At 52.2% G+C, this 19,941-nt stretch carries 29 protein-coding genes and 1 pseudogene; 9 read left to right on the forward strand and 21 right to left on the reverse strand.

Translation table 11 applies throughout. The annotated features are described in order from the left end of the window. The 4 genes and pseudogenes from MVC73_RS00605 to MVC73_RS00620 form a co-directional block, all read right to left on the reverse strand. Positions 1-196: pseudogene (locus tag MVC73_RS00605) on the reverse strand (magnesium and cobalt transport protein CorA); the annotation flags it as partial. A gap of 4 nt (positions 197-200) precedes the next feature. Next, the gene (locus tag MVC73_RS00610; RefSeq protein ID WP_297506044.1) at positions 201-533 is read right to left on the reverse strand and encodes an MBL fold metallo-hydrolase; all 333 of its coding nucleotides are present in this window, start codon (positions 531-533) and stop codon (positions 201-203) included. 14 nt (positions 534-547) lie between these two features. After that, positions 548-1,021: an MBL fold metallo-hydrolase gene (locus tag MVC73_RS00615; RefSeq protein ID WP_297506069.1), complete on the reverse strand. Its 474-nt coding sequence runs from the start codon at positions 1,019-1,021 to the stop codon at positions 548-550. 34 nt (positions 1,022-1,055) lie between these two features. Further along, positions 1,056-1,418 carry a NifB/NifX family molybdenum-iron cluster-binding protein gene (locus MVC73_RS00620; RefSeq protein ID WP_297506070.1) on the reverse strand — a complete coding sequence of 121 codons (363 nt, stop codon included), beginning with the start codon at positions 1,416-1,418 and terminating at the stop codon, positions 1,056-1,058. A 69-nt stretch (positions 1,419-1,487) separates the two neighbouring features. On the opposite strand from MVC73_RS00620, the gene MVC73_RS00625 reads away from it, so the two are divergent. Further along, positions 1,488-2,681: a redox-regulated ATPase YchF gene (locus MVC73_RS00625; RefSeq protein ID WP_297506071.1), complete on the forward strand. Its 1,194-nt coding sequence runs from the start codon at positions 1,488-1,490 to the stop codon at positions 2,679-2,681. On the opposite strand, the gene MVC73_RS00630 is transcribed toward MVC73_RS00625, so the two are convergent. The 5 genes from MVC73_RS00630 to MVC73_RS00650 are packed head-to-tail and all read right to left on the reverse strand — an operon-like array spanning position 2,653 to position 5,586. Then, positions 2,653-3,582, reverse strand: coding sequence for an endo alpha-1,4 polygalactosaminidase (locus MVC73_RS00630; RefSeq protein ID WP_297506045.1), 930 nt, complete (start codon positions 3,580-3,582; stop codon positions 2,653-2,655). The genes MVC73_RS00625 and MVC73_RS00630 overlap by 29 nt on opposite strands. Further along, positions 3,566-4,021: a class III signal peptide-containing protein gene (locus tag MVC73_RS00635; protein ID WP_366938909.1), complete on the reverse strand. Its 456-nt coding sequence runs from the start codon at positions 4,019-4,021 to the stop codon at positions 3,566-3,568. The genes MVC73_RS00630 and MVC73_RS00635 overlap by 17 nt, the downstream gene beginning before the upstream one ends. A 39-nt stretch (positions 4,022-4,060) precedes the next feature. Continuing rightward, on the reverse strand, positions 4,061-4,567 hold the full coding sequence (cyaB, locus tag MVC73_RS00640) for a class IV adenylate cyclase (protein ID WP_297506047.1): 507 nt from the start codon (positions 4,565-4,567) through the stop codon (positions 4,061-4,063). Position 4,568: 1 nt separating this feature from the next. Beyond that, positions 4,569-5,051 carry an Lrp/AsnC family transcriptional regulator gene (locus MVC73_RS00645; RefSeq protein ID WP_297506048.1) on the reverse strand — a complete coding sequence of 161 codons (483 nt, stop codon included), beginning with the start codon at positions 5,049-5,051 and terminating at the stop codon, positions 4,569-4,571. Continuing rightward, positions 5,029-5,586, reverse strand: a complete 558-nt coding sequence (locus tag MVC73_RS00650) for a UbiX family flavin prenyltransferase (protein WP_297506049.1) — start codon at positions 5,584-5,586, stop codon at positions 5,029-5,031. Before MVC73_RS00650 ends, MVC73_RS00645 begins: the two co-directional genes overlap by 23 nt. Positions 5,587-5,659: 73 nt before the next feature. On the opposite strand from MVC73_RS00650, the gene MVC73_RS00655 reads away from it, so the two are divergent. From MVC73_RS00655 to MVC73_RS00675, 5 genes are read left to right on the forward strand one after another with little or no spacing between them, the layout of a single operon-like run. After that, on the forward strand, positions 5,660-6,460 hold the full coding sequence (locus tag MVC73_RS00655; protein ID WP_297506050.1) for a diadenylate cyclase: 801 nt from the start codon (positions 5,660-5,662) through the stop codon (positions 6,458-6,460). A 9-nt stretch (positions 6,461-6,469) separates the two neighbouring features. After that, a complete protein-coding gene (locus tag MVC73_RS00660; protein WP_297506051.1) occupies positions 6,470-6,970 on the forward strand; it encodes a DUF402 domain-containing protein in 501 nt (166 codons plus the stop codon). A 1-nt stretch (position 6,971) separates the two neighbouring features. Beyond that, on the forward strand, positions 6,972-7,259 hold the full coding sequence (locus MVC73_RS00665) for a DUF167 domain-containing protein (protein ID WP_297506052.1): 288 nt from the start codon (positions 6,972-6,974) through the stop codon (positions 7,257-7,259). Positions 7,260-7,316: 57 nt separating this feature from the next. Next, a complete protein-coding gene (locus tag MVC73_RS00670) occupies positions 7,317-7,547 on the forward strand; it encodes an AbrB/MazE/SpoVT family DNA-binding domain-containing protein (RefSeq protein ID WP_297506053.1) in 231 nt (76 codons plus the stop codon). Continuing rightward, entirely contained in the window at positions 7,532-7,942 is a 411-nt protein-coding gene (locus MVC73_RS00675) for a PIN domain-containing protein (RefSeq protein ID WP_297506054.1), read from the forward strand. Before MVC73_RS00670 ends, MVC73_RS00675 begins: the two co-directional genes overlap by 16 nt. Here the strand turns inward: MVC73_RS00675 and MVC73_RS00680 are convergent, their stop codons facing one another. Further along, entirely contained in the window at positions 7,943-8,947 is a 1,005-nt protein-coding gene (locus MVC73_RS00680) for a phosphorylating glyceraldehyde-3-phosphate dehydrogenase (RefSeq protein ID WP_297506055.1), read from the reverse strand. A gap of 113 nt (positions 8,948-9,060) precedes the next feature. Between MVC73_RS00680 and pfdA the strand changes: the two genes are divergently transcribed. Together pfdA and MVC73_RS00690 are read left to right on the forward strand one after the other, a co-directional pair. Next, positions 9,061-9,495: a prefoldin subunit alpha gene (pfdA, locus tag MVC73_RS00685; RefSeq protein WP_297506072.1), complete on the forward strand. Its 435-nt coding sequence runs from the start codon at positions 9,061-9,063 to the stop codon at positions 9,493-9,495. A gap of 61 nt (positions 9,496-9,556) precedes the next feature. Continuing rightward, positions 9,557-11,209 carry a DUF2341 domain-containing protein gene (locus tag MVC73_RS00690; protein WP_297506056.1) on the forward strand — a complete coding sequence of 551 codons (1,653 nt, stop codon included), beginning with the start codon at positions 9,557-9,559 and terminating at the stop codon, positions 11,207-11,209. On the opposite strand, the gene MVC73_RS00695 is transcribed toward MVC73_RS00690, so the two are convergent. After that, positions 11,178-12,113 (reverse strand): SDR family oxidoreductase, encoded by a 936-nt coding sequence (locus tag MVC73_RS00695; protein ID WP_297506057.1) that lies wholly within the window; start codon positions 12,111-12,113, stop codon positions 11,178-11,180. The two genes, MVC73_RS00690 and MVC73_RS00695, sit on opposite strands and share 32 nt — an antisense overlap. Positions 12,114-12,246: 133 nt before the next feature. Here MVC73_RS00695 and MVC73_RS00700 point away from each other — a divergent pair, with 133 nt between their 5' ends. Next, complete coding sequence (locus MVC73_RS00700; RefSeq protein ID WP_297506058.1) at positions 12,247-13,266, forward strand: adenylosuccinate synthetase; 1,020 nt, start codon at positions 12,247-12,249, stop codon at positions 13,264-13,266. Here the strand turns inward: MVC73_RS00700 and MVC73_RS00705 are convergent. The 10 genes from MVC73_RS00705 to MVC73_RS00750 form a co-directional block, all read right to left on the reverse strand. Next, entirely contained in the window at positions 13,259-13,897 is a 639-nt protein-coding gene (locus MVC73_RS00705) for a hypothetical protein (RefSeq protein ID WP_297506059.1), read from the reverse strand. The two genes, MVC73_RS00700 and MVC73_RS00705, sit on opposite strands and share 8 nt — an antisense overlap. Before the next feature lies 1 nt (position 13,898). Then, positions 13,899-14,681, reverse strand: coding sequence for an alpha/beta hydrolase (locus MVC73_RS00710; RefSeq protein WP_297506060.1), 783 nt, complete (start codon positions 14,679-14,681; stop codon positions 13,899-13,901). Positions 14,682-14,683: 2 nt separating this feature from the next. Further along, complete coding sequence (locus tag MVC73_RS00715; protein WP_297506061.1) at positions 14,684-15,094, reverse strand: type II toxin-antitoxin system VapC family toxin; 411 nt, start codon at positions 15,092-15,094, stop codon at positions 14,684-14,686. Further along, on the reverse strand, positions 15,091-15,375 hold the full coding sequence (locus MVC73_RS00720; protein WP_297506062.1) for an AbrB/MazE/SpoVT family DNA-binding domain-containing protein: 285 nt from the start codon (positions 15,373-15,375) through the stop codon (positions 15,091-15,093). The genes MVC73_RS00715 and MVC73_RS00720 overlap by 4 nt, the downstream gene beginning before the upstream one ends. A gap of 51 nt (positions 15,376-15,426) precedes the next feature. After that, positions 15,427-16,080, reverse strand: a complete 654-nt coding sequence (locus MVC73_RS00725; protein ID WP_297506063.1) for a hypothetical protein — start codon at positions 16,078-16,080, stop codon at positions 15,427-15,429. 1 nt (position 16,081) lies between these two features. After that, positions 16,082-16,369, reverse strand: a complete 288-nt coding sequence (locus tag MVC73_RS00730) for an iron-sulfur cluster assembly protein (RefSeq protein ID WP_297506064.1) — start codon at positions 16,367-16,369, stop codon at positions 16,082-16,084. Next, a complete protein-coding gene (locus MVC73_RS00735; RefSeq protein WP_297506065.1) occupies positions 16,359-17,351 on the reverse strand; it encodes an ArsA family ATPase in 993 nt (330 codons plus the stop codon). Before MVC73_RS00735 ends, MVC73_RS00730 begins: the two co-directional genes overlap by 11 nt. Positions 17,352-17,361: 10 nt before the next feature. After that, positions 17,362-17,643 (reverse strand): hypothetical protein, encoded by a 282-nt coding sequence (locus MVC73_RS00740; RefSeq protein WP_297506066.1) that lies wholly within the window; start codon positions 17,641-17,643, stop codon positions 17,362-17,364. A gap of 47 nt (positions 17,644-17,690) precedes the next feature. Beyond that, a complete protein-coding gene (locus MVC73_RS00745; RefSeq protein WP_297506067.1) occupies positions 17,691-19,445 on the reverse strand; it encodes a carbon starvation protein A in 1,755 nt (584 codons plus the stop codon). Positions 19,446-19,588: 143 nt separating this feature from the next. Beyond that, a partial coding sequence (locus tag MVC73_RS00750; protein WP_297506068.1) for a biotin/lipoyl-containing protein occupies positions 19,589-19,941 on the reverse strand: 353 nt, incomplete at its 5' end.

Here is a 19,941-nt window from a genome sequence, read left to right on the forward strand (position 1 = left end):
TGGTAACTGAATCGGAGAACCCCAGCTCTCCCTTCAGCTCCTCCGTGGAGATTGGGCCCTCGACGTTCACCCACACGACGTCGTAGTCTCCTATAGAGAGTGCATCCCTTAGGGTCTCCGCCTTCCTGCTGAGGAACCCCTCTTTGGAGTACGCCATCACGGTTATCCTCGGCTTACCCTCGGTTTTTCCACCCATCGGCTCATCTCCCGAATTCTATCACCATCCCCGAATGGAGCTTGTGGAAGTTCTCGCCATAGGCCTTCATGAACTCTGCCTCGGCCCTCAATCCGGTGCAGTGGCCGGTGTACACCTCCTCAACGCCGAGCCTCTTGAACTCCTCAACAGTTCTCTTTATCCGCCCTTCGCTCGCATCTATGAGGTGGAAGCCTCCTATCACAGCCCTAACTCTTTCCTCCCTGGTGAGCCTTTTAGCGTGTTTCACTATGCCCGCGTGACTGCAACCGCTCACGACGACAAGGCCGTCTTCGGTTTTTGCGACAAGGCTCATGTCATCGAGGAGTTCATCCTCCACGACCTTCCCGTCCTTCAGCGTATAAACCCTATGCTCACCCTCTCGAAGTCTTCCCGGTCCCTAATTTCACCCGTTGAGAAAAGTCCTTCAACTATCTCGATGGGTTCAGCAGTGAGATAAAGCTCCGCCAGTTCCTCAACATCTTCCCTCCTGAAGGGAATCCCAACGTCTCTCAGGTGGGGTCTCGTTACGAAGTGCCTCCTGAATAGCGTGGGATGCGCTATGACCGGAACGCGCCTCCCGATGGCCTTGAGGATTTCAAGGAGCCCGCCCGTGTGGTCGTAGTGGCAGTGGCTCAGGAAGACGTAGTCTATGCTCTCAGGTCTTATCCCAAGAAGTCTCATGTTGTGGAGAACCGGATAAGCACTCTGGCCCGTGTCAAAGAGCACCTTTTTGCCGTTCTTCTCTATCAGAAAGCTCACCCCGTGCTGGGCCAGAAAGGGGCTTTCATAGCCTGAGTAGTCCTCGACGAGAACAACGACGCGCATCTCTTCCACCTGAGAGATTAAGGAAAAAGGTAAGTTATAGTTTTCGTGTCATAACGTCTTTCCCCATTCTTGCCATATCAAGACCTGCTTTGAAGGCCCTTTTCACAGTTCCTTTAAGTGCCAGCATCATGACGTCCTTAACCTTTCCGCTGACGCCTGTGAGAACCCTGATTCCAAGCTTTGCAAACTTTAATGCCAGCTCCTCGGAAATCTCGGGAGTCAGGACGAGCTCAACGCCCTCCCGCTTCAGCTCCTCCGCAACGTTGTCTCCCGGTTTTATGACCTTTATCTCCCTGACGCCGTCCGGCCCGACCTCGGCTATGGCTATGCCCTCTGAGGCATCAAATGGAACGGCCTTCCCGTCAAAGCCCCCGTCCGAGGGAACGGCAACCCTCATCGAGCTCACCTTACTTATGTAATCCAAAAGTCCTTAAAACCCTGGCGCAAACTTAGGCCGGTGGATGGAATGGAGATAGGCGTCGTTGGAAAGCCAAACGTCGGAAAGTCGACTTTCTTCTCAGCCGCAACGCTGGTTGATGTGGATATAGCCAACTACCCCTTCACGACGATAGAGGCGAACGTCGGCGTAACCTACGCGATAGCGGAGCATCCATGCAAAGAACTCGGTTGCAAGCCAAATCCCCAGAACTACGAGTACCGCGACGGAAAGGCCCTGATCCCAATTAAGATGATAGACGTTGCAGGTTTAGTTCCCGGCGCCCACGAGGGTCGCGGTCTGGGCAACAAGTTCCTCGACGACCTCAGGATGGCCTCAGCCCTGATCCACGTCGTTGACGCAACCGGAAAGACCGACGCCGAGGGACAGCCAACGGACTACCATGACCCTGTCGAGGACATCGAGTTCCTTGAGAGGGAGATAGATTACTGGATACTCGGGATACTCAAGAAGGGCTGGGAAAAGTTTGCGAAGAGGATAAAGCTCCAGCACATGAAGCTTGAGGAGGCGATAGCGAACCACCTCTCTGGGATAGGCGTTAGAGAGGAGGACGTCTGGGAGGCCATCCACAGGCTCGGGCTCGGAAATGACCCAACCAAATGGACTGACGACGATCTCTTCGCCTTCGTCCGCGAGGTGAGGAGGATAAACAAGCCCATTATCATAGCCGCAAACAAGGCCGACGCCGCGAGCGACGAGGGGATTGAGAGGCTGAAAAAGGAGGGCGAAAAGAGAGGCTACATCGTCGTCCCAACGAGCGCAGTGGCCGAACTCACGCTCAGGAAAGCTGCCAGAGCGGGTTTCATCGACTACATCCCGGGGGGTTCCGACTTCAAAGTCCTGAAAAAGATGAGTCCAAAGCAGGAAAGGGCACTTGAACTCATAAAGGAGCGCGTTTTGAACAGGTTCGGCTCAACCGGCGTGCAGGAGGTTATAAACAGAGCCGTGTTCGAGCTACTCAACCTCATCCCGGTTTACCCCGTTCAGGACGAGCACAAGCTTACCGACCAGTTCGGAAACGTCCTGCCCCACGTGTATCTCCTCCCTAGGGGCTCGACGCCGAGGGATCTGGCCTACAAAGTCCACACCGACCTTGGGAAGACCTTCCTCTACGCCGTCAACGCCAGAACCCACAGGCGCGTCGGGGAGGACTACCAGCTTGAGTTCAACGACATCATAAAAATCGTCGCCACAGCAAAGTGAGGGCAAGGATGAAACCCGGCCCACAGACTTTTCCCGGCCTTTCAGGTTCTCCTTCTGGTTCTCTCTTTCCCCCAGTCTCCACCGAATTCCTGCACGGATCAATTCCGACCCTCTGGAGGCTTATCTCTGCCAGATAAACCCCCGAGACATTGTATTTTCTGGCGTAGGAGCAAACGATTTTCCCGAACTCACTCACCTGCTTTCTGTCACTCAGGTTGGCGTAGCTTAACGCGAGGATGGGCACTCCAAGATTTTTAAGCTCCTCCACCTGCTCAAGCTCCCACTCAAGTTCCTTCCCCTTAAAAATCTCATATCTCCGCGTTGAGAAGTTGTAGTAGGTTATGAAGTCCTCGAAGAGGACGTAGTCAATGTAGGGGGCAATCTCCTCCTTTATTGAGAAGCCCCTGTTGACGATTATGGTTATTCCGGGATATCGCTCCCTTATCGCCCTTATCAGCTCCACCATCGCGGTTTTCTTTTTAGGATATCTGTCAACGTAGTCCACGTTATCGAGGAACACACCTTCAAATCCCCGGGAGAGGATGTAGGGGATGGCCTCCTCAAGGACAATTCTTTTCCATGCGGGCGATGCGAAGTCCACAACCTTCTCGTTCCAGTTGGTGTTCTTTCCGATGACTATGCCCTTCGGAACGGCCTTGGCCCATGGCTCCCATCCACCAACGGTCGCGAGGCTCAGGTAGCCAACGACCGTGTGGTTTCTGGAGAGGCTCGAAATTAGCTCCGGCTCGATTGTTGGGGGGAGGATTAGAATCTCAAAACCTTTGAGGTCGCCAATGGTTTTTCCGCTGAGCTGGCCGTAATAGACGGCAAAAGATGTCGAGGAAACGGGAACCGCCGAGAAAAGGAGAATTAGAAGGGCCAGCCTAGCCAACCCAGACATTGAACTCCACCCCGCAGGGGAAGTCACCGGGTTCAAGTGGTGTCCAGTAGTTGGAGACGTACCAGCCCCGTGGTATGGTATCGTAGTGTTCAATCACGGAGAGATACCTGGTATCTATGTACCTCGGCTGTCTCTCGCACTTCAGCGTCGCCTGAACCCTGACGTTGTTGAGAGTCTCCTTGGCCGTCAACCTGTAAACGACGCGGTATATTCCCGTTCCCGCAGGTTCGACCCAGACCGAGTAGTTGAAGTACATGTCGCTTGTGTTGAAGCTTGTCATCGACTCCGGGTCCAACCAGGGGGCTGTTACCTGTGAATCAGGAATGTTTTCAACGCTCCGGGACAGGTAGGACACCACGACCAGGGCTATTACCAAGGTGACCGCAATCATAAAAAGGTACTCCATTGAACCCTGTGCCCGGCCGCCCACGCACCCCACCGGTAGTTATTTTGCTTTTATTCCCAAAAGGCTTTTGGCTCAACTTAGCCTCTCGATGAGTTCCCGGTAGAGCCTCGGCTCGACGTCGTTCTCACTGAGGCCAAGCCTTTCGGCAACTTCCCAGATTTTCCTCTTGGCATCTTCGACATCCTCCGAGATGACCTCTATGTCCAGAAACCCGCCAAGGCCCTCAACATCGTTCAGTTCAAAGGTGATTCCGTTAAGGCGGTAAACGAGGCGCCTCTTCCTGACGACCACGTCCTCCTCAAACCCCAGCCTCTTTAGTATTTCGACCATCGTTTTAAAGTCGGAGACCTCGACCTCAAGCTCCTCAAATTCCTCGTTCCGCCCGGGATCCCTTATCTCCTTGTAGGTAAGATAGGCCTTCCCAAGGTTCGAAACATTCCTCACCCTCAGCAACCGTGGATACGGAAGGGAGAAATAGATATCCTCCTGGAGCTCCTCTCCGGCCAGAAAGGCCCCCAGGGACTCAATTTTCTCTCTGATTCGCTCAAAATCGACCCTGAACTTTACCTCGATTTCCATATCATACCCTCACGAGGAAGCCGATTAAATCCCTGCCCTTCGCGAACTCGTTTATTGGGATAACTTCAATCTTCCTTATTGTCGGAAGCGTCTTTATGGTCTCATCTATGAATTTGTTGAGCTTGCTCTCGTTCTCCTCGCCGACTAGGGCAATCACACCGTTCTTCCCGCTCCTCGCGACCATGAGGACGTTGGGGAGTATTGAGAGGGTTCTCGTTATGTAGCTGATGTACTTCTCCAGGAAGTCCTCTATGATTGGCGTTTCGGCTTCGAGGTAAACGAGTGCAACCGCCTTCGGTTGGAGGGATTCACCAAGGATTATTGTATAGCGGTCAATGATGCCCTTCTCAAGGAGCTTCTTGATGCGAAAGTGAACGGTTGATTCCGGCCTCTTCAAGCGCTCCGCTATCTCCGAGATTGTAAGGCGGGCGTCTTCCTTCAGCAGTCTCAGTATCGCCCTGTCAAGGTCGTCCAGTTGAATCATGCGGACTCCCCCAGCGCCGGTAAAGGCTATGCTCAATTTCCAGAATATCTAGAGTTCTGCCGATTATAAAGTTTATTATATCATCCAAAGTTTTGGGTTTTGTATAAAATCCCGGAGATGCGGGCATCACTATGGCCCCTGCCCTCGTCACCTTCAGCATGTTCTCGATGTGGATGAGGTTAAGCGGGGTTTCCCGGATAATCAGGATGAGCTTTCTGCGCTCCTTCAGGGCAACGTCGGCGGTTCTCGTTATCAGGTTGTCGGCGTAACCGTTGGCTATCGCCGAGAGGGTCTTCATCGAGCAGGGCGCTATGACCATCGCGTCAAAGGGGTGGGAACCCGAGGCAACGGGGGCGAAGAGGTTGTCCTCGGTGTAGTCGGGCTTTATCCTTATCCCCAGCTCGTGCCTTGCAACGCTTATCCCGGTCTTTGAAGCAAGGAAAACGACCTCGTGCCCAAGCTCCCTCAAAACCTCGACCAGACGAACCCCATAAACAGAACCGCTCGCCCCGGTTATTGCGACGACGACCTTCATGGGACCACCCGGAAGGGTTCAATCGCTACGTTTTTATATGTTCTTGAGAGTCCCGTAGGGAGGTAAGGATATTATGGGCGATGTCCCGGAGGTTCTTCTTGAGGGGGCCGTTGAGATAGCCCTCAAGCTCGGTGCCAAGGCCATAGTCGTGCTCAAGGAGATACCCGAGGAGAAGATACCGGATGTTAACCTGCCGGTTGTGGTTGTTGGCTCAACCTTTGAGGTAGAGGAAAAAAAGGTGAAAAAAATATCAATTCCTCAGAACCTTGATCTCAACAACATTCTGAACCTTATTTCGGCATTCTTACTTGAGCACGAGATGGTTAAGGAAGGGGAGTCCTTCGTCTATGTAACGGATAACTCGATTGGGATAAAGACCGTTAAAAAGGGCATCTCGGCGATGAAGAGCTTCTTCTCCCAGAGTCAGAACGTCCTCCAGAGGTTGCTTGAGATAGCCATAGAACTGAGCATTGAAGGGAGGGAAGGCAATCCGGTGGGGACCATATTTGTAATTGGGGACACGAGAAGGGTTCTCCGGCACTCCCGCCAGCTGATACCGAACCCCTTTAAGGGGCATAAGATAAACGTCCTCGACAAGGACAGCAAGGAGATTATAAAGGAGTTCGCCCAGCTCGATGGGGCCTTCGTCGTGAGAGAGGATGGAAGAATAGTCGCCGCGGGGAGGTATCTCGAGATTGAACCCAAGGTCGTTGACCTGATGCTCCCCCCCGGACTGGGGAGCAGGCACATAGCTGCAGCTGGGATAACGAGACTCACGAAGGCGATGGCCATAAGCCTCTCGGAGAGCGGGACGATAAGGATATTCAAGAACGGGCTCATGTTGCTTGAGTACAACCCAAGGCTGACTTACTGAGGTGTCCCGATGAGGATTCACCTGATTTACCGCAGGTTGCCCAACCGGGTCATAGAGAGGGACGACGAGATCATTGCTGACCTTGGAGACATCATCGTCGCCAGGTCAACCTTCTCCGGTATGCTCGCCCCCCTCAGGGTGAACGGCGTGAAAGTGATAGACAACGGCTACGGCATGCTCTACTTCGCATTCATCGGGAAGAACTACGACATCCTGAAGGTTTATGACGAAGAGGGAAACTTCAAGGGCCTCTACATCGATGTTCTGGCCTACACCAAACGCAAGGGGAACACTCTTGAGATGCTCGACCTCTTCTTGGATATCTTCGTATTTCCAAACGGTGGGGCCTTCCTCCTCGATGAAGATGAACTTGAGATCGCCCTGAACCATGGAATTGTTAACAAAGAAACCTTCGACTTCGCCTACTCCGTTGCCGGGGAGATACTCGAAAAGCTTAAACGCGGTGAGTTCCCGCCGGCTATCGTGTGGGACTACGACTGGAGGGATTGAGATGGCAAAGTTCCTCAAGGAGACGAAGGAAGGGACGCTCCTCCTCATCCACGTCCAGCCGAAGGCGAAGAAGAACGCTATTGAGGGTGTAGACGAGTGGAGGGGAAGATTGAAAGTCAAAATCAAAGCTCCACCTGTGGAGGGAAAGGCTAACAAAGAGGTTGTTAAGTTCTTCTCGAAGTTGCTAAATGCAGAGGTTGATATAGTGAAGGGCGAAACGAGCAGGGAGAAGGATTTGCTGGTTAAAGGGCTGAGTGCGGAAGATGTGAGGAGGAAGCTCAACCTCTAACGTTCCCGTAACCTTAATATAGTAGGGAATCAAACCTACTACCCGGGTGAACCTACTATGAGCGTCACCAAAGTAACACGGAACTATCAGATAACCATTCCAGCGGAGATTAGAAAGGCCCTTGGGATAAAAGAAGGAGAAATCCTTGAGGTTAGCCTCGAAGGAGACAAGATAGTGATTCAAAGGCTCAGAAAACAGAGAAAACGCCTTAAACTCGGCAGGAACATCACTCCGGAGGAGATAGAGAAGTCCATCGAGGAGGGTATGGAAGAATGCATGGGGTCATAGACACGAACGTTCTCATCTACGATACCTTTGAAGACACCGAGTTCCACAGTGAGGCCGAGAATATCCTCGAGTCTCTGGATAGGTGGTACGTTCCGGCAATAGTTATGCAGGAGTACGTGTGGTTCTTCAAAAACAACGGTTTTTCGGCCAAAGATGCGCTGGAGTCTCTCAATGGATACATGGATGATCCTAGGTTTAAGGGGCTGAGTGAAAGTCCAAAAATCATCGAGAATGCCCTAAACCTTCTGGTTGGAGAGAAAATCTCACTATCCCGGTTCAACGATGTGGTGGTTCTACTTCATGCTCTGGAGAAGGGAACACTCGCCACATTCGATAGAAAGCTCAGAAGCCTGGCAAAAAGAAAGGGAATAAAGGTTCTTCCGGAAAAGTTTTAATCACTTCAAAATCCCCAAACTCCTGTTCGTCTTCCTTATGCTCTCCCACGTGTCGGCGAGCTCGAACATCGCCCTTATCGCATCGACATTCTCGGGAACGACATCGCTCTCCTGATGAACGGCCTGAATGTAGAACAGCCTGTTTCCTTTCACGCTTACGCTCTCCTTCCAGACCGCTATTTCATACAGGTTGTTCCACTCGCGGTGCAGGTCGCGGGCGAACTCTATGAGCTGTGCCGTGCTCTCAAAGCCCTTCTCCTTCTCGAAGAGGAGAACCCTGGTGGTGTTCTCAAAGATATCAATTACATCCTTTTTGGTGAGAGGCTTCTTGAGCTCGATCATGACGCTGTGGACGTGCATGAGCGTTGTTGGAACTACAAAGGCCATCGTCTCTATGTTAATCGGAATTACCGTCTGCACATCGGGGCCGTGGTGGGAAGGAACCTCAACGGTCGGCTTTATCGCGTTTATCGGCCCGCGCTTGGAGTCGTTCGGGTCTGCTGCACGGCGTATCATTACCGCGTAAACGTAGTCGATGTACTCCTGAAGGGCCGAGAGCGTTCTTGTCAATCCAGTCGTGTTGCAGGAGACAACTCGAACGTAGTCCTTCCCAAGGGCCTTCTCGTAGTTGGCCTGAGCGACGAAAGAAACTTCGGCAACGTTCGCCTTCTCGCCGCCCTGGAAGATGGCCTTAACTCCGGCCTTCTCATAGAGGGCCTTGTTCTTCGCTCCCATTCCGCCGGGTGTTGCATCGACGATGACGTCAACCTTTTCGAGGAGGTCTTTTAGAGTGCCCTCAACCTCAAAGCCGGCCTTCTCAAACCTCGGCAGGAAGTCCTCGCCCGCGCTGTAAACGGGAATTCCCATCTCCTTTGCCAGGTAAGCCTCGAAGTCGGGCTTCGTCTTGGTCACACCAACGAGCTCCATGTCGTCCTGCCTGCTTACTGCGTATGCGACGCGCTTTCCTATTGTCCCGTAACCGTTGACACCAACCCTGACCTTCATGCTCCCACCGGAAGTTTTACAGCGATAAAATACTTAAGCCTTGTTTTCACCGGCGGTGAAAGGTGAGACCAAAGGTTTATAGCCTCGGAGGGGAGCTTTCTCTGGTGGTCGAGATGGCGGAGGCCAAGGAGATGGAGAAGCTCGCTTACGAGTATCAGCTCCTTCAGGCACAGGCGCAGTTGCTGGCCCAGAACCTTGAGCTCCTAACTCTAGGTAAGAACGAGTTCGAGGCCGTTAGGGAGACCCTTGAGGAGCTGAAGAAGGTTGAGGGGGAAAAACCTGAAATCCTCGTGCCGATAGGGGCCGGCTCGTTCCTCAAGGGGGTCGTTGTCGACAAGGAGAACGCCATAGTCAGCGTTGGGGCCGGCTACGCCGTCGAGAAGAGCCTTGACGATGCAATAGCTTACCTCAACGACAGGATAAAGGAATACGAAGTTGCAATCGCCAAAACTCAGGAGGCCCTCAAGAAGCTTGAGGGACAGCTCGCAGAGCTCGCCCAGAGGGCGAGGGAGCTCCAGCAGAAGGGAAGTCTCAGTGTCCGGAAGTGATCTTTTACTTTTTTCTCAAGTCGGGGAGAGCTTTTAAACTTAAACCACAAATAGGTTCACGATGAAAAAGCTGAGGATCATCACAGTGCTTCTCATACTGGCACTTCTGGCTATAACACTTGGGTTAGCCATTCCCGGCATAAATATGAGAATTCAGGGGATTGGTGAGGGATCATCGCCCGTCTATTCGCCTACAGGTTCCGGTGGCTTCTATTTCTGGGTTGATGGGTCGGGAAATATAGTGAACGTAACACTTTCGTTTGCCAATGATCTGAGTGCCGGAACGAAGGTCTTTGTTAAACTCTACAACTCCTCGGGGGGTCTTATTGCCCTCTGGAACAGAACTCTCAAACAGCTGTTGCCCGCCTTGAAGGAGATAAACGTAACGCCAACATCTCAGGTCAATGTAAACGAAGTTTATGATATCAGAGTTGTTCTAAGCTCACCGGATTTGATATCCCCCCCGGGAAAGATTAACCTCTCGGTCAACAAACTTGGAGAAGGGGCTTGGGCCGGTGACCTGTGCAATCCCGTTCAGGTTTCGAATTCACAAGCGGTGAGTCTTAGCAACTATACCATCAGGGTCGTCCTGAACTCGTCCACCCAGATTCTCTGGAACTATCTAAACCCAACAAACGTCTACTTCACCACAGCCTCCGGTTCACCCCTCTACTACTGGATACAGGAGCTGGACACGAACAACAGAAGGGGAGTCATTTGGGTTAAGGTTACGTCCATACCGGCAGAAAAAAACGTAACCGTTTGCATGCACTACGGGGGGGTAAATCCCTACACGTCGTACAATAATCCTGAGAAGGTGTTTCTATTTTTCGATGACTTTTCGGGCACTTCAGTAAATCAGAGCAAGTGGAACATCCACGGAAATCCGACTGTAAGCGGGGGAAAGCTTCAGTTGAGCGGGTACTACCAGGTTGGGAACGGAATCTATGGAAACCCCAGCTGGGTTTGGACGAAGATTAACCTTCCAACGTCCTATGAGGTTATACTCAATGCGAGCATATCTTCTCCCGACCTAACCATCTCCCGGAACAACCCAGATACGTTCATCCCGGGTCCCTTCTACACGATTTACATCGACAGTTCCGGGGTCGGATACGGGGAAACCATTGAATACTACACGTATTACTATCTCGGAATAATACCCATAACAAACACCTATGACGCCCTCACCAACAGGAGTGTTGTAACGGGACGGGGAACTGTGCTCGGGTATACAGGCAATCCCTACAGCATCGGTTCCTGGCACATCTTTGAAATCTACGTCAATTCAAACGGGACGGTCCACACGTATCAGGACGGTTCCTCCATGGTTAGGTACACCCTTCCCTCCTCAGCGGTGCTCAGGGGGCCCTTTGCACTCGGACAGATAACGGGTGGAAATCCGAGCGAGTACGACTGGGTGGCGATAAGAAAGCACATCTCTCCCGAGCCCTCCGTCAAGGTCGGGCACTGGTACGGCTCCCTTAAATTCCGTCCCCAGCCACCGGCTACACTAGAGAAGAAATCCGGACTGGCAACTATTCTCGGCATTCTGACCTCAGGTTCGAGCGATACCCTGCCGGTAAGGGCACTTGGACCCGAAGCACTTGAAGTTCGTTCCAATCCGAGTCATCTAGCTCATGGAACCAATAAACCGGAAGAAGGAGTTAGGGAGATAACTTTCATTCCCGTGCCCATCCCCGAATGGCCCTAAACCACTCCACAGTCTTCTTCAGCCCCTCCTCCAACGACCACTCGGGTTTAAAACCTAGCTTTTTAATCTCGCTTATGTCCGCGAGGCTGTGCCTTATGTCTCCGGGCCTCGGCCTGTCGAAGATTATCGAGGTGTTGGCGCCCGTTATCTCGATTACCTTCATCGCCAGCTCAAGGATGCTCGTCTGCTTTCCGGTTGCCACGTTGAAAACTCCCCCGTTCGCCCTCCTGCTCTCGGCAGCGAGAATGTTCGCCTTAACCACGTCCTTAACGTAGATGAAATCGCGCGTCTGCTTTCCGTCTCCGAAGATAACGAGGGGTTCCCCAGCTAAAGCACGGTTGATAAAGATGCTTATAACGCCAGCGTACTGGTTAAACCCCTGCCTCGGGCCAAAGACGTTGAAGTAGCGGAGCGCAACGACCGGTAAACCATAGAGCTCGTGGTAAACGCGGAGGTACTCCTCGCCGGTGGCTTTTGTCACGCCGTAGGGCGAGAGCGGTTTTGGCCTCTCCGTCTCCTTAAGCGGAAGGTTCGGGTTGTCACCGTAGACAGCTGCCGAGGAGGCAAAAATAAGCTTCCCGTGACCTTCGAGAAGGGCCTTGAGAACGTTGAGCGTGCCGATTACGTTTACCTCCTCGGTAAAGACCGGGTCTCGGATGCTCTCGACGACGCTCACCTGCGCCGCCTCGTGGAAGACGTAGTCCGCGTTGCTTATCAGCTCGGCTATGCTTTCATAGTCCCTTATGTCTGCCTTTACTAGCTTCGCCCCGGGCGGGACGTTCTCCTCCTTCCCCGTGTAGAGGTTGTCGATTATGATTACCTTGTTGTCCTTGACGAGCTCCCAGGCTATGTGAGAGCCTATGAAGCCCGCACCGCCGGTAACGACCACAAGCTTGTTTTTCACCTTTAATCCCCCACCTTTGGTTTTTGTCGCAAGTTTTAACCTTTTGGACTTGGAGGGACTTTGTTTTGACGACTTTATGGCAAACTCGAAACCGTTATAAACCCCCTCTTAACTTAAACATGGGTAAGGAGCCATGCCGAGCTACATCGTCGTTGGCGGTCAGTGGGGTGACGAGGGCAAGGGGTCAGTAATAGCTTACCTTGCCCTCAAGGATGAACCGGATTTGATAGCACGCGGTGGAGTCGGAACGAACGCGGGCCACAGCGTTTTTATAAACGGCAGGAAGTACGCGGTGAGGCAGCTTCCAACGGGCTTCGTGCAGAGGAAAGCGAGGCTTCTCGTCGGTGCCGGCGTTCTCGTAGATCCCGCTGTCTTTTTCCACGAGCTTGAGCACCTCAAGGACTTCAACGTTGCCGAGAGGGTTGGGATTGACTACCGCTGTGCGATAATAGAGGAGAGGCACAAAGAACTCGACAGGTGTAATGGCTATCTCCACGGGAAGATAGGAACAACTGGAAGCGGCTGCGGGCCGGCAAACGCGGACAGAGCCATGAGAAGGGCAAAATTAGCAAGGGACATCCCGGAGCTCGAACCCTACCTTACCGATGTCGCCGCTGAGGTAAACGATGCCTTGGATGAGGGCAAGCTGGTTCTCATCGAGGGGACTCAGGGCTTCGGGCTGAGCCTCTACTACGGAACCTATCCCTACGTAACTTCCAAGGACACGACGGCCTCTGCCATAGCGAGCGACGTCGGAATTGGCCCCACGAGGGTCGACGACGTTATAGTCGTCTTCAAGAGCTTCCCGACGCGTGTAGGTGCCGGGCCGTTCCCTACGGAGATGAGCGAGGAGGAGGCCGAAAGACTCGGCTTAATCGAGTATGGAACCGTAACCGGGAGGAGGAGGCGCGTCGGCTGGTTTGACTTCGACTTTGCCCGCTACTCCGCTAAGCTAAACGGGGCGACGATGCTGGCTCTGACCATGCTCGACAAGTACGACAGAGGGGCTTTCGGCGTTACCGACTACGACAAACTGCCGAGAAGAGCCAAGGAGTTCGTGGAAGAAATAGAGGAGCGCGTTGGAGTTCCGGTGGCGTTAATCAAGACCGGCCCGGAGCTGGAGCACATCATCGACAGGCGGGACATCATCTAACTCCAGCGGCCAGTTTGAAGAGCCAGAGCAAGGCTCCAGCCGAAAGGAATGCAGTGAATTCAACGAGCAGCCCCAGAGCAAGCCTTTTTCCTGTTCTCAGCTCTTTTCTCACCTTCCCTTTCAAGCAGTCCTCGGCCACGAGTACAGGAACGGCCTTGTAGGAGCCGTAGACCAGGAGGACGTAGAGCCACGCAAGGGGATTCATCGAGAGGAAAACGGCTCCGCTCTGCTCCATGGGGATGCCGGTTGTTCCACCTATGAGGAAGACCTCCCTCCAGGAGTAGTCGTAGCGTCTCACCGCTAGCCCCCAGTAGAGGACGAAGGGAAGGTAGTAGGCGGAGGCGAGATAGAGGTCTATCAGTGGATCCGGATTAAAGAGTGCTCTCTCAGCCGGGGGCTTATTGAGGTTGTCGATTATCGCGAGAACCTCGGTGAGGTACGCGGAGGCCATTCCGACGGCGAGGTATTTTGCCAGACTCCCGCTCTCGCCGTAGAGCTGCCAAACTCTCTTACGAAAGCGGTGGAGAACAGCGAGGGCAGTGTAGATGAACCACGTCGTTCCGAGCCATGGAACCGTGAGCAATGGGAGGAGGCCAGAAAGGTGAAAGAGCCGCTCCCTGTTGAATCCCATCTCAGCTCTCCCCAGAATGCCGCAGAAGCCACTCAACTATCTTCCTGTGGAAGGCCTCCCCCCACTCCGGGTCCTCAAATATCTCGTGGTAGGCCCCGGGAAATTCCTTCAGCTCTTTGTCTTTTACCTTAAGCTCCTTGAAGAGTTTCCTTGAGCCTTCTGGAGGAGTTATGAGGTCGCCAGTCCCAACGAGGAGAAGAACCGGGACTTTTATCCTATGTGCTTCCCGATGAGCTTTCTCCATGTTCTCGAAGATGCTCCTCCCGAGCTTGGCCGAGACCCTGTCGTGGACAAGCGGGTCTTCCACGTAGGCCTTAACGGCCTCTGGGTTCCTTGATAAAAGCTCAGGCTTTATGCCGTTCGAGAGCGTCAGGCCTAGAGCAACTCTCCCGAGGAACTTCGCCAGAGCCACCATGAAGCTAGGAGTTTCAGGGCTCTTCGCGAGGGCCGGTGAAGAGGCTATTACGCCCCTTATCTTATCGGGTCTCGTCTCTGCATAGCGGATGACGGTTAAACCCCCAAGGCTGTGGCCGAAGAGGAAGGGCTTTTCATTTAATTCTTCAATTATGGAATCAATTATTTCCATAGCCTCTTCGACGCTGGTATTGCCCCTCTTGCCCGGGCTCTTCCCGTGTCCGGGCCAGTCGAAGGTGTAAACGGCAAATCCATTCTCGTTTAACAGCTTAATCAGCTTCCCGTAGCGTCCGCTGTGTTCTCCAAGGCCGTGGACAAGAACAACCCAGCCCCTTTCAGGGGTTCCGAACTTGGCCTTGTAAACCTCCATAATCAACCCTCCAGCCAGAGCCTTTTGAGGGGAAGCCTATCGAAGTCCTCGTCCTCGCTCACTATCGCCTGAAGACCGTTGTTCTGGATTACCGCGATGTGAAGGGCATCGGAAGGGCGGAGTTTGTATTTGAGGATGATTTCCCTGGCGGTGAGGTAATCAAGAAAAGTCAGGGGGAGCACTTTCACCACGGGAAGAACGGTCTCGTCGATGAATCCAATTGTTCTTCCGTAGTGAACTCCGTATTTCTTTTTGAGGACGTGGATAAACTCGTCTAAGACTAAAACGTCCGTATACAGCTCGTCCTCCTCAAGGAGAGTTTTGTAGAACTCGTCGATGGAGGTTTCGTAGTTTGGGTCACTACTGCCTAAGGCCAGATAAACGAAGAGGTTCGTGTCAAGGAAAATCCTCATTCCTCGATCCCCCAGGCCTCGTCAAACTCGTCTTCAAGGCTTATTCCCTTGAGCTCACCAGGTTCCGGTTTTCTTTTTGGGTTCATCTTCCTTCGTCTCTCTCTGATTTTCCTGAGAACATCCTCTGCCTTTACAGGACCACGTAGCACTAAGCCTTTCTCCGTCGGCTCCACTATGACCTCACCGCCCTCCTTTATGCCGTAGGTCTCTCTGAATACCTTGGGGATTACTATCTGACCCTTGGGCCCAACTTTCAGACGGATACTAACCAAAGGTATCACCAAGTATAACTAGCGGTTCAACCGATAAAAAGGTTGCGAAGGGATGAAAAATCAGGAGGAGAAGGGGCTCTCTTTGAGTTCCCTGTTGGTGAACTCGACTATCTTCTTCACGCTTTCCTCTATCGTCTCAGGCTCGGGCTTCATGAGGACGTAGAAGACGTTGGTCTTTGGTGTCAAAGCCATGTGCTTGACGTTGTGGGGCTTCGGAAGGCTTTCCAGTAGGGACTTGAGCTTATCGAGATCCCTCCTCTTCTCGAAGAGGGCCTCATACCTTTTGCCCGCTATCTCTATCTCCTCCCTCTGGAGGAGTGGCTCGTTCTCTATGTTGGGCTTAAGCCTGTAATAACCCTTCTGGATGAGGTGGGCCTCGCGCTTTATCTGGGCGAAGGGCCTGACGACGATGTAGAGCTTGTCGTGCCTGCTCGTTAGCAGGGCAATCGGGAAGTAGAGGAGGCTGTGCCTCGGGAGGAGCGTTAGAGTGTATTCAAACCTCCTCACGTTGTCCCTGTTTACCTTGTAGTTTGCCCGGAAGCCTATGTAGCCCCCGAGCCAGACGTAGTCCTTGTCCTCAGGTTTTATAACATCCTGTATTGATCTTATGTAATGTTGCATGAGGAGAAGGTTAAGTTTTCTACCCCTGAAGTACTGAAGAGTCGCAATTCCAGCCACAAATATTATAATCGCGATCAGCAACTGATTGTTCATTTCAATCACCCTCAGGATAGTACCTTTGGAAGCTCCTAGCGTCAAGTATTTCAATCCTTCCTAAATCTGAGAGGACTGTAACCACATCCCTCACTATCTTAATCCTGACAGGCCAAGTAATTGCATCCATAAAAGGTCCATGAGTTCCACGAGAAAGATCTAGATAAAGCTGTATTCCTTCCTCTGTTTCCACAATCGCAACAACCATACCTAGATCCACTATATTCTCCTCTGTTATAGGATCTTTTACGTTCCTCAGCCGTTTAATAATCTCCTCCTCAATTCCCAACTATCATTCCTCCGAGCTTCTTAAGCCATTTCATTCCTCGGGGTTCTTCGGGGAACATTGGGATTTGGATCACATCGATCCCCTTGAACTCTTTTTTAATCTGTTCCAGCACCCTTCTCTGGGTATCAAGCTTCACTTTCAACTCAGGAATTTTCTCGGATACATTAATAACTTTATTAACAACTACGAACTTGAGTGGAACCTTAAATTTTTTCAGCGCATCCCTAGCTCTGATTGTTTCATATAGAGGTAGTTCCTCAGGATTCATCACTGCAATAACGCTCGTCTTTTCTGGATTGGTTATAACGTCTTCAACAAATTGAATCTCTGAGCGGTATTTTTTAAGCTCTTTCATTACTTCATCCTCACTCTCTTCAGTGGGTAGTTCGACTTCTTTTTCACCTATCCTAAACTTCAAGGGACCTTGAATGTTAGCTATGGCTGCACGTTTCTCCAGTATCTTCTTTCTAACTTCTATAAGCTTGTTCGTCCATATGAGGGATATCCGTGGGAGTGCTAGAACACGGAGTGTTAGGCCTGTGGGTGGGGTATCAAAGATTATCACATCCCACTTGTTCTCATCCATCAGGATGTCCCGTATTGCTTCGAGCGTGGCGTACTCCTCTATTCCCGGGGAGTAGCTCAGAACCTCGAAGTACTTCTCAAGGTTTATCACCGTCAGATAGCGGTAGGTGTGCTTGAGGTTTTCCTCCAGGTGCTTGAGGTAGCTTTTTATGAGCTTTTCCATGTCGAGCTCGCTAGCGTAGAGGTTATCGGTGAGTTTCTTCGGTTTGTCGCCCAGCTTAGTCATGAACACGTCGCCAAGGTTGTGGGCAGGATCAAGTGAAACAATGAGCGTTTTATATCCCATTTCAGCTAGCGCAGTTGCTATGGACGCGGAAGTCGTGGTCTTTCCTACACCACCTTTTCCTATAACAAAGAGAACACGGTAACCCCTCTTGGGGAGGAGATATTCCCTCATATCAATCACCTCACGTTATGTCGAAGAGGCCAGCGAGCTCTCCGAGGATGTCGTCCATCTCCTCTGCCCTTCTCTGCATCACGTACAGTTCCCTCGCCATGTGGGGAAGCAGTCTTATGGTGAGGGTCGTCGGTGGGCTTGGGAGTCCGATGAATGACCCCATCAGGAGGAGCGAGAAGACGTTCTCAAGTTCTCTCAGTTCGAATTCAATGTACTCTGTTGATTGTTCTCGGAACGACTGTTCAACACCCTTAAGGAACTCTTGAATGCTCTCCAGGATTCTCTTGGGCATCTCTCATCCCCCAGAAGCATTGAATAGCTCAAAAAGAAAAATTGAAATCAGGCCGCGCTGGCGGCGTACTCCTCCTCGGGTCTCTTCCATGCAATCCAGAAGTCCCACGCTAGGAGGAAGTTCAGGAGCAGGCTTATCACTATGGCACCTTTAACTGCTATTAAGTACTCCCCGACCATTGGAACGTAGATGAGGTACCAGATCATTGCGGCGGTCACTGTTATCCAGAGGAAGAGTGCCGGTATAAGGACAGCCCAGCTCCATGAGCCGGCTCTCTGCACCTTGGCCACCCAGAGTGCCGCGGTCATGAGAGCTATACTGGCAAGCATCTGGTTCATAGCGCTGAAGGCAGGCCAAATGACCTTGTAGCCGGCTCCCCATGCGAGGTAGGTTCCGAGACCTGCGATTATTATCGAGGCGACCCACTTGTTAGTTATGAGCTTCATCGTTCCCTTACTTGTGTCGGCGACCATTCCAAAGAGCTCCTGCCAAGCGAACCTTCCAAGCCTCGTTGCGGTGTCGAGGGAGGTCAGAGTGAAGGCTGAAACCCAAAGAGTCGCGAAGGTCTTTCCGAAGGTCTCGCTGACACCGTAGAACTCGCTGACGCCCTTAGCGTAGCCTCCGATAAAGGCTCCAAGACCACCCTTTTCAATGTAGTGGAGTCCCCACTGGTTGGGCTGGAGACCTGTGAGTTGAACGCCGTAGACAGCTATGGCTGTAATGACGATAGTAGAAAGGAAGCCCTCGGTGAACATTCCACCGTAGCCGACGAGCAGGCCATGTATCTCGTTGTCAAGTTGCTTGGATGAGGTTCCTGAACCGACCAAGGAGTGGAAGCCACTCAAAGAGCCACATGCTATTATGAGCGGTATGGTCGGCCAGAATGGAGACGGCACAGCTTTTGGTCCGCTGCTGGTGATTCCCTTGACGACGTAAGCGCTCCACGTGGTGTAAGCAGGTGCCGTGAAGTTCTTAGCTAAGAGTATGAATGCAATCCCCCCAAAGAGCAGTCCGAACCACAGGATGTAGGCGTTGAGGTAGTCCCTAGGCTGAAGAAGTATCCAGACTGGGAGGGAAGCCGCAATGATGATATACACCATGAGGATTATGTTCCAGTAGTGGTAGGCCGTCGTGTAAGCGGCACTCCCGGCCTTTTCCTGACCCTGAACGAAGATGAGTGGGTACTTGAGACCGAGCCATACTGCTATTACTAACAGGATAATTCCTATTAGCGTTGCAAGCTTGAACTCCATCCTCATCTTGTAGAGCAACCATCCGAGTATTATTGCCACTACAAGAAAGAGCAGTGTTGCCGTTGCCGCTTGGGGAGTTATAGTCAACAGCTTCGCCGTAACCGCAACAAACGCAGCTACAACCAGCAAGAGTGCAAACCATATGTAAAGCTCGAACGCTATTCCAGTTCTCTTCCCCATAAGCTTGCCCGCAATCCATTGAATTGACTTACCATCGTAGCGGACCGAGGACATCAGTGCCAGATAGTCGTGGACTGCACCGATGAAGACGTTTCCGAACCAGACCCACAACAGTCCAGGTAGCCAGCCCCATGCCATCGCTATCGCTGGACCGACGATTGGGCCCGCACCTGCAATCGATGCAAAGTGGTGGCCGTAGAGAACGAGCGGGTGCGCTGGGACGTAGTCGACTCCGTCGTAGAGCCTGTGAGCAGGTGTTGGCCTGTTGGGATCGGCCCTGACGACCTTGTTTTGCAGTGCCTTACCGTAGGTAAAGTACATTCCCACGTATATGGCGGCGGCGATTAAAACAACCACTGCGGAGTTCATATTTGCACCTCCTGCAAGGTTCTGCACATTACTGTACAGTTGTTATACTTAAATGCCTTTCGGCGTTGGACTGGAAAAGTTTCGGCTTTTAACTAAAGGTTGGAGAAAAAATCCAATTGCCAAAATGAAGGGGGATAAAACCGTTATCCGATTTCTATTAGTGGGTCGCCGGTGTTCACGGTGTCGCCTTCCTTAACGTAGATTCTCCTAACCACACCATCCTTAGGAGAGGGTATCTCATTCTCCATCTTCATTGCCTCTAAAACAAGCAAACCCTGACCGGTTTTAACGCTCTCACCCTCCTTGACAAGAACCCTCAAAACCTTCCCAGGCATCGGGGCAGTAACAAGACCCTCCCCAGCTGAAGCTGAAGGCCCCTCCACAGGAGCAGGCGAAGAAACCCCAACAGAGGAAGGAACTGAAGGTTTGCTGGGAACGGCTGGTTTTGCCTGAGCCGTTGCCGGTGCTGGGGTGGATGTGGTTATCACCTGTGACA

It is taken from the genome of Thermococcus sp., assembly GCF_027052235.1.
Taxonomy (GTDB): Archaea; Methanobacteriota_B; Thermococci; order Thermococcales; family Thermococcaceae; genus Thermococcus.

Bases quoted from the DNA above. Each gene is read 5' to 3' on its own strand.
- MVC73_RS00615 (WP_297506069.1), bottom strand. From the start codon at position 1,021: ATGCGCGTCGTTGTTCTCGTCGAGGACTACTCAGGCTATGAAAGCCCC.
- MVC73_RS00620 (WP_297506070.1), bottom strand. From the start codon at position 1,418: ATGAGGGTTGCCGTTCCCTCGGACGGGGGCTTTGACGGGAAGGCCGTT.
- MVC73_RS00625 (WP_297506071.1), top strand. From the start codon at position 1,488: ATGGAGATAGGCGTCGTTGGAAAGCCAAACGTCGGAAAGTCGACTTTC.
- MVC73_RS00630 (WP_297506045.1), bottom strand. From the start codon at position 3,582: ATGTCTGGGTTGGCTAGGCTGGCCCTTCTAATTCTCCTTTTCTCGGCG.
- cyaB (WP_297506047.1), bottom strand. From the start codon at position 4,567: ATGGAAATCGAGGTAAAGTTCAGGGTCGATTTTGAGCGAATCAGAGAG.
- MVC73_RS00645 (WP_297506048.1), bottom strand. From the start codon at position 5,051: ATGATTCAACTGGACGACCTTGACAGGGCGATACTGAGACTGCTGAAG.
- MVC73_RS00650 (WP_297506049.1), bottom strand. From the start codon at position 5,586: ATGAAGGTCGTCGTCGCAATAACCGGGGCGAGCGGTTCTGTTTATGGG.
- MVC73_RS00655 (WP_297506050.1), top strand. From the start codon at position 5,660: ATGGGCGATGTCCCGGAGGTTCTTCTTGAGGGGGCCGTTGAGATAGCC.
- MVC73_RS00660 (WP_297506051.1), top strand. From the start codon at position 6,470: ATGAGGATTCACCTGATTTACCGCAGGTTGCCCAACCGGGTCATAGAG.
- MVC73_RS00665 (WP_297506052.1), top strand. From the start codon at position 6,972: ATGGCAAAGTTCCTCAAGGAGACGAAGGAAGGGACGCTCCTCCTCATC.
- MVC73_RS00670 (WP_297506053.1), top strand. From the start codon at position 7,317: ATGAGCGTCACCAAAGTAACACGGAACTATCAGATAACCATTCCAGCG.
- MVC73_RS00675 (WP_297506054.1), top strand. From the start codon at position 7,532: ATGCATGGGGTCATAGACACGAACGTTCTCATCTACGATACCTTTGAA.
- MVC73_RS00680 (WP_297506055.1), bottom strand. From the start codon at position 8,947: ATGAAGGTCAGGGTTGGTGTCAACGGTTACGGGACAATAGGAAAGCGC.
- pfdA (WP_297506072.1), top strand. From the start codon at position 9,061: ATGGCGGAGGCCAAGGAGATGGAGAAGCTCGCTTACGAGTATCAGCTC.
- MVC73_RS00690 (WP_297506056.1), top strand. From the start codon at position 9,557: ATGAAAAAGCTGAGGATCATCACAGTGCTTCTCATACTGGCACTTCTG.
- MVC73_RS00700 (WP_297506058.1), top strand. From the start codon at position 12,247: ATGCCGAGCTACATCGTCGTTGGCGGTCAGTGGGGTGACGAGGGCAAG.
- MVC73_RS00705 (WP_297506059.1), bottom strand. From the start codon at position 13,897: ATGGGATTCAACAGGGAGCGGCTCTTTCACCTTTCTGGCCTCCTCCCA.
- MVC73_RS00710 (WP_297506060.1), bottom strand. From the start codon at position 14,681: ATGGAGGTTTACAAGGCCAAGTTCGGAACCCCTGAAAGGGGCTGGGTT.
- MVC73_RS00715 (WP_297506061.1), bottom strand. From the start codon at position 15,094: ATGAGGATTTTCCTTGACACGAACCTCTTCGTTTATCTGGCCTTAGGC.
- MVC73_RS00725 (WP_297506063.1), bottom strand. From the start codon at position 16,080: ATGAACAATCAGTTGCTGATCGCGATTATAATATTTGTGGCTGGAATT.
- MVC73_RS00735 (WP_297506065.1), bottom strand. From the start codon at position 17,351: ATGAGGGAATATCTCCTCCCCAAGAGGGGTTACCGTGTTCTCTTTGTT.
- MVC73_RS00740 (WP_297506066.1), bottom strand. From the start codon at position 17,643: ATGCCCAAGAGAATCCTGGAGAGCATTCAAGAGTTCCTTAAGGGTGTT.
- MVC73_RS00745 (WP_297506067.1), bottom strand. From the start codon at position 19,445: ATGAACTCCGCAGTGGTTGTTTTAATCGCCGCCGCCATATACGTGGGA.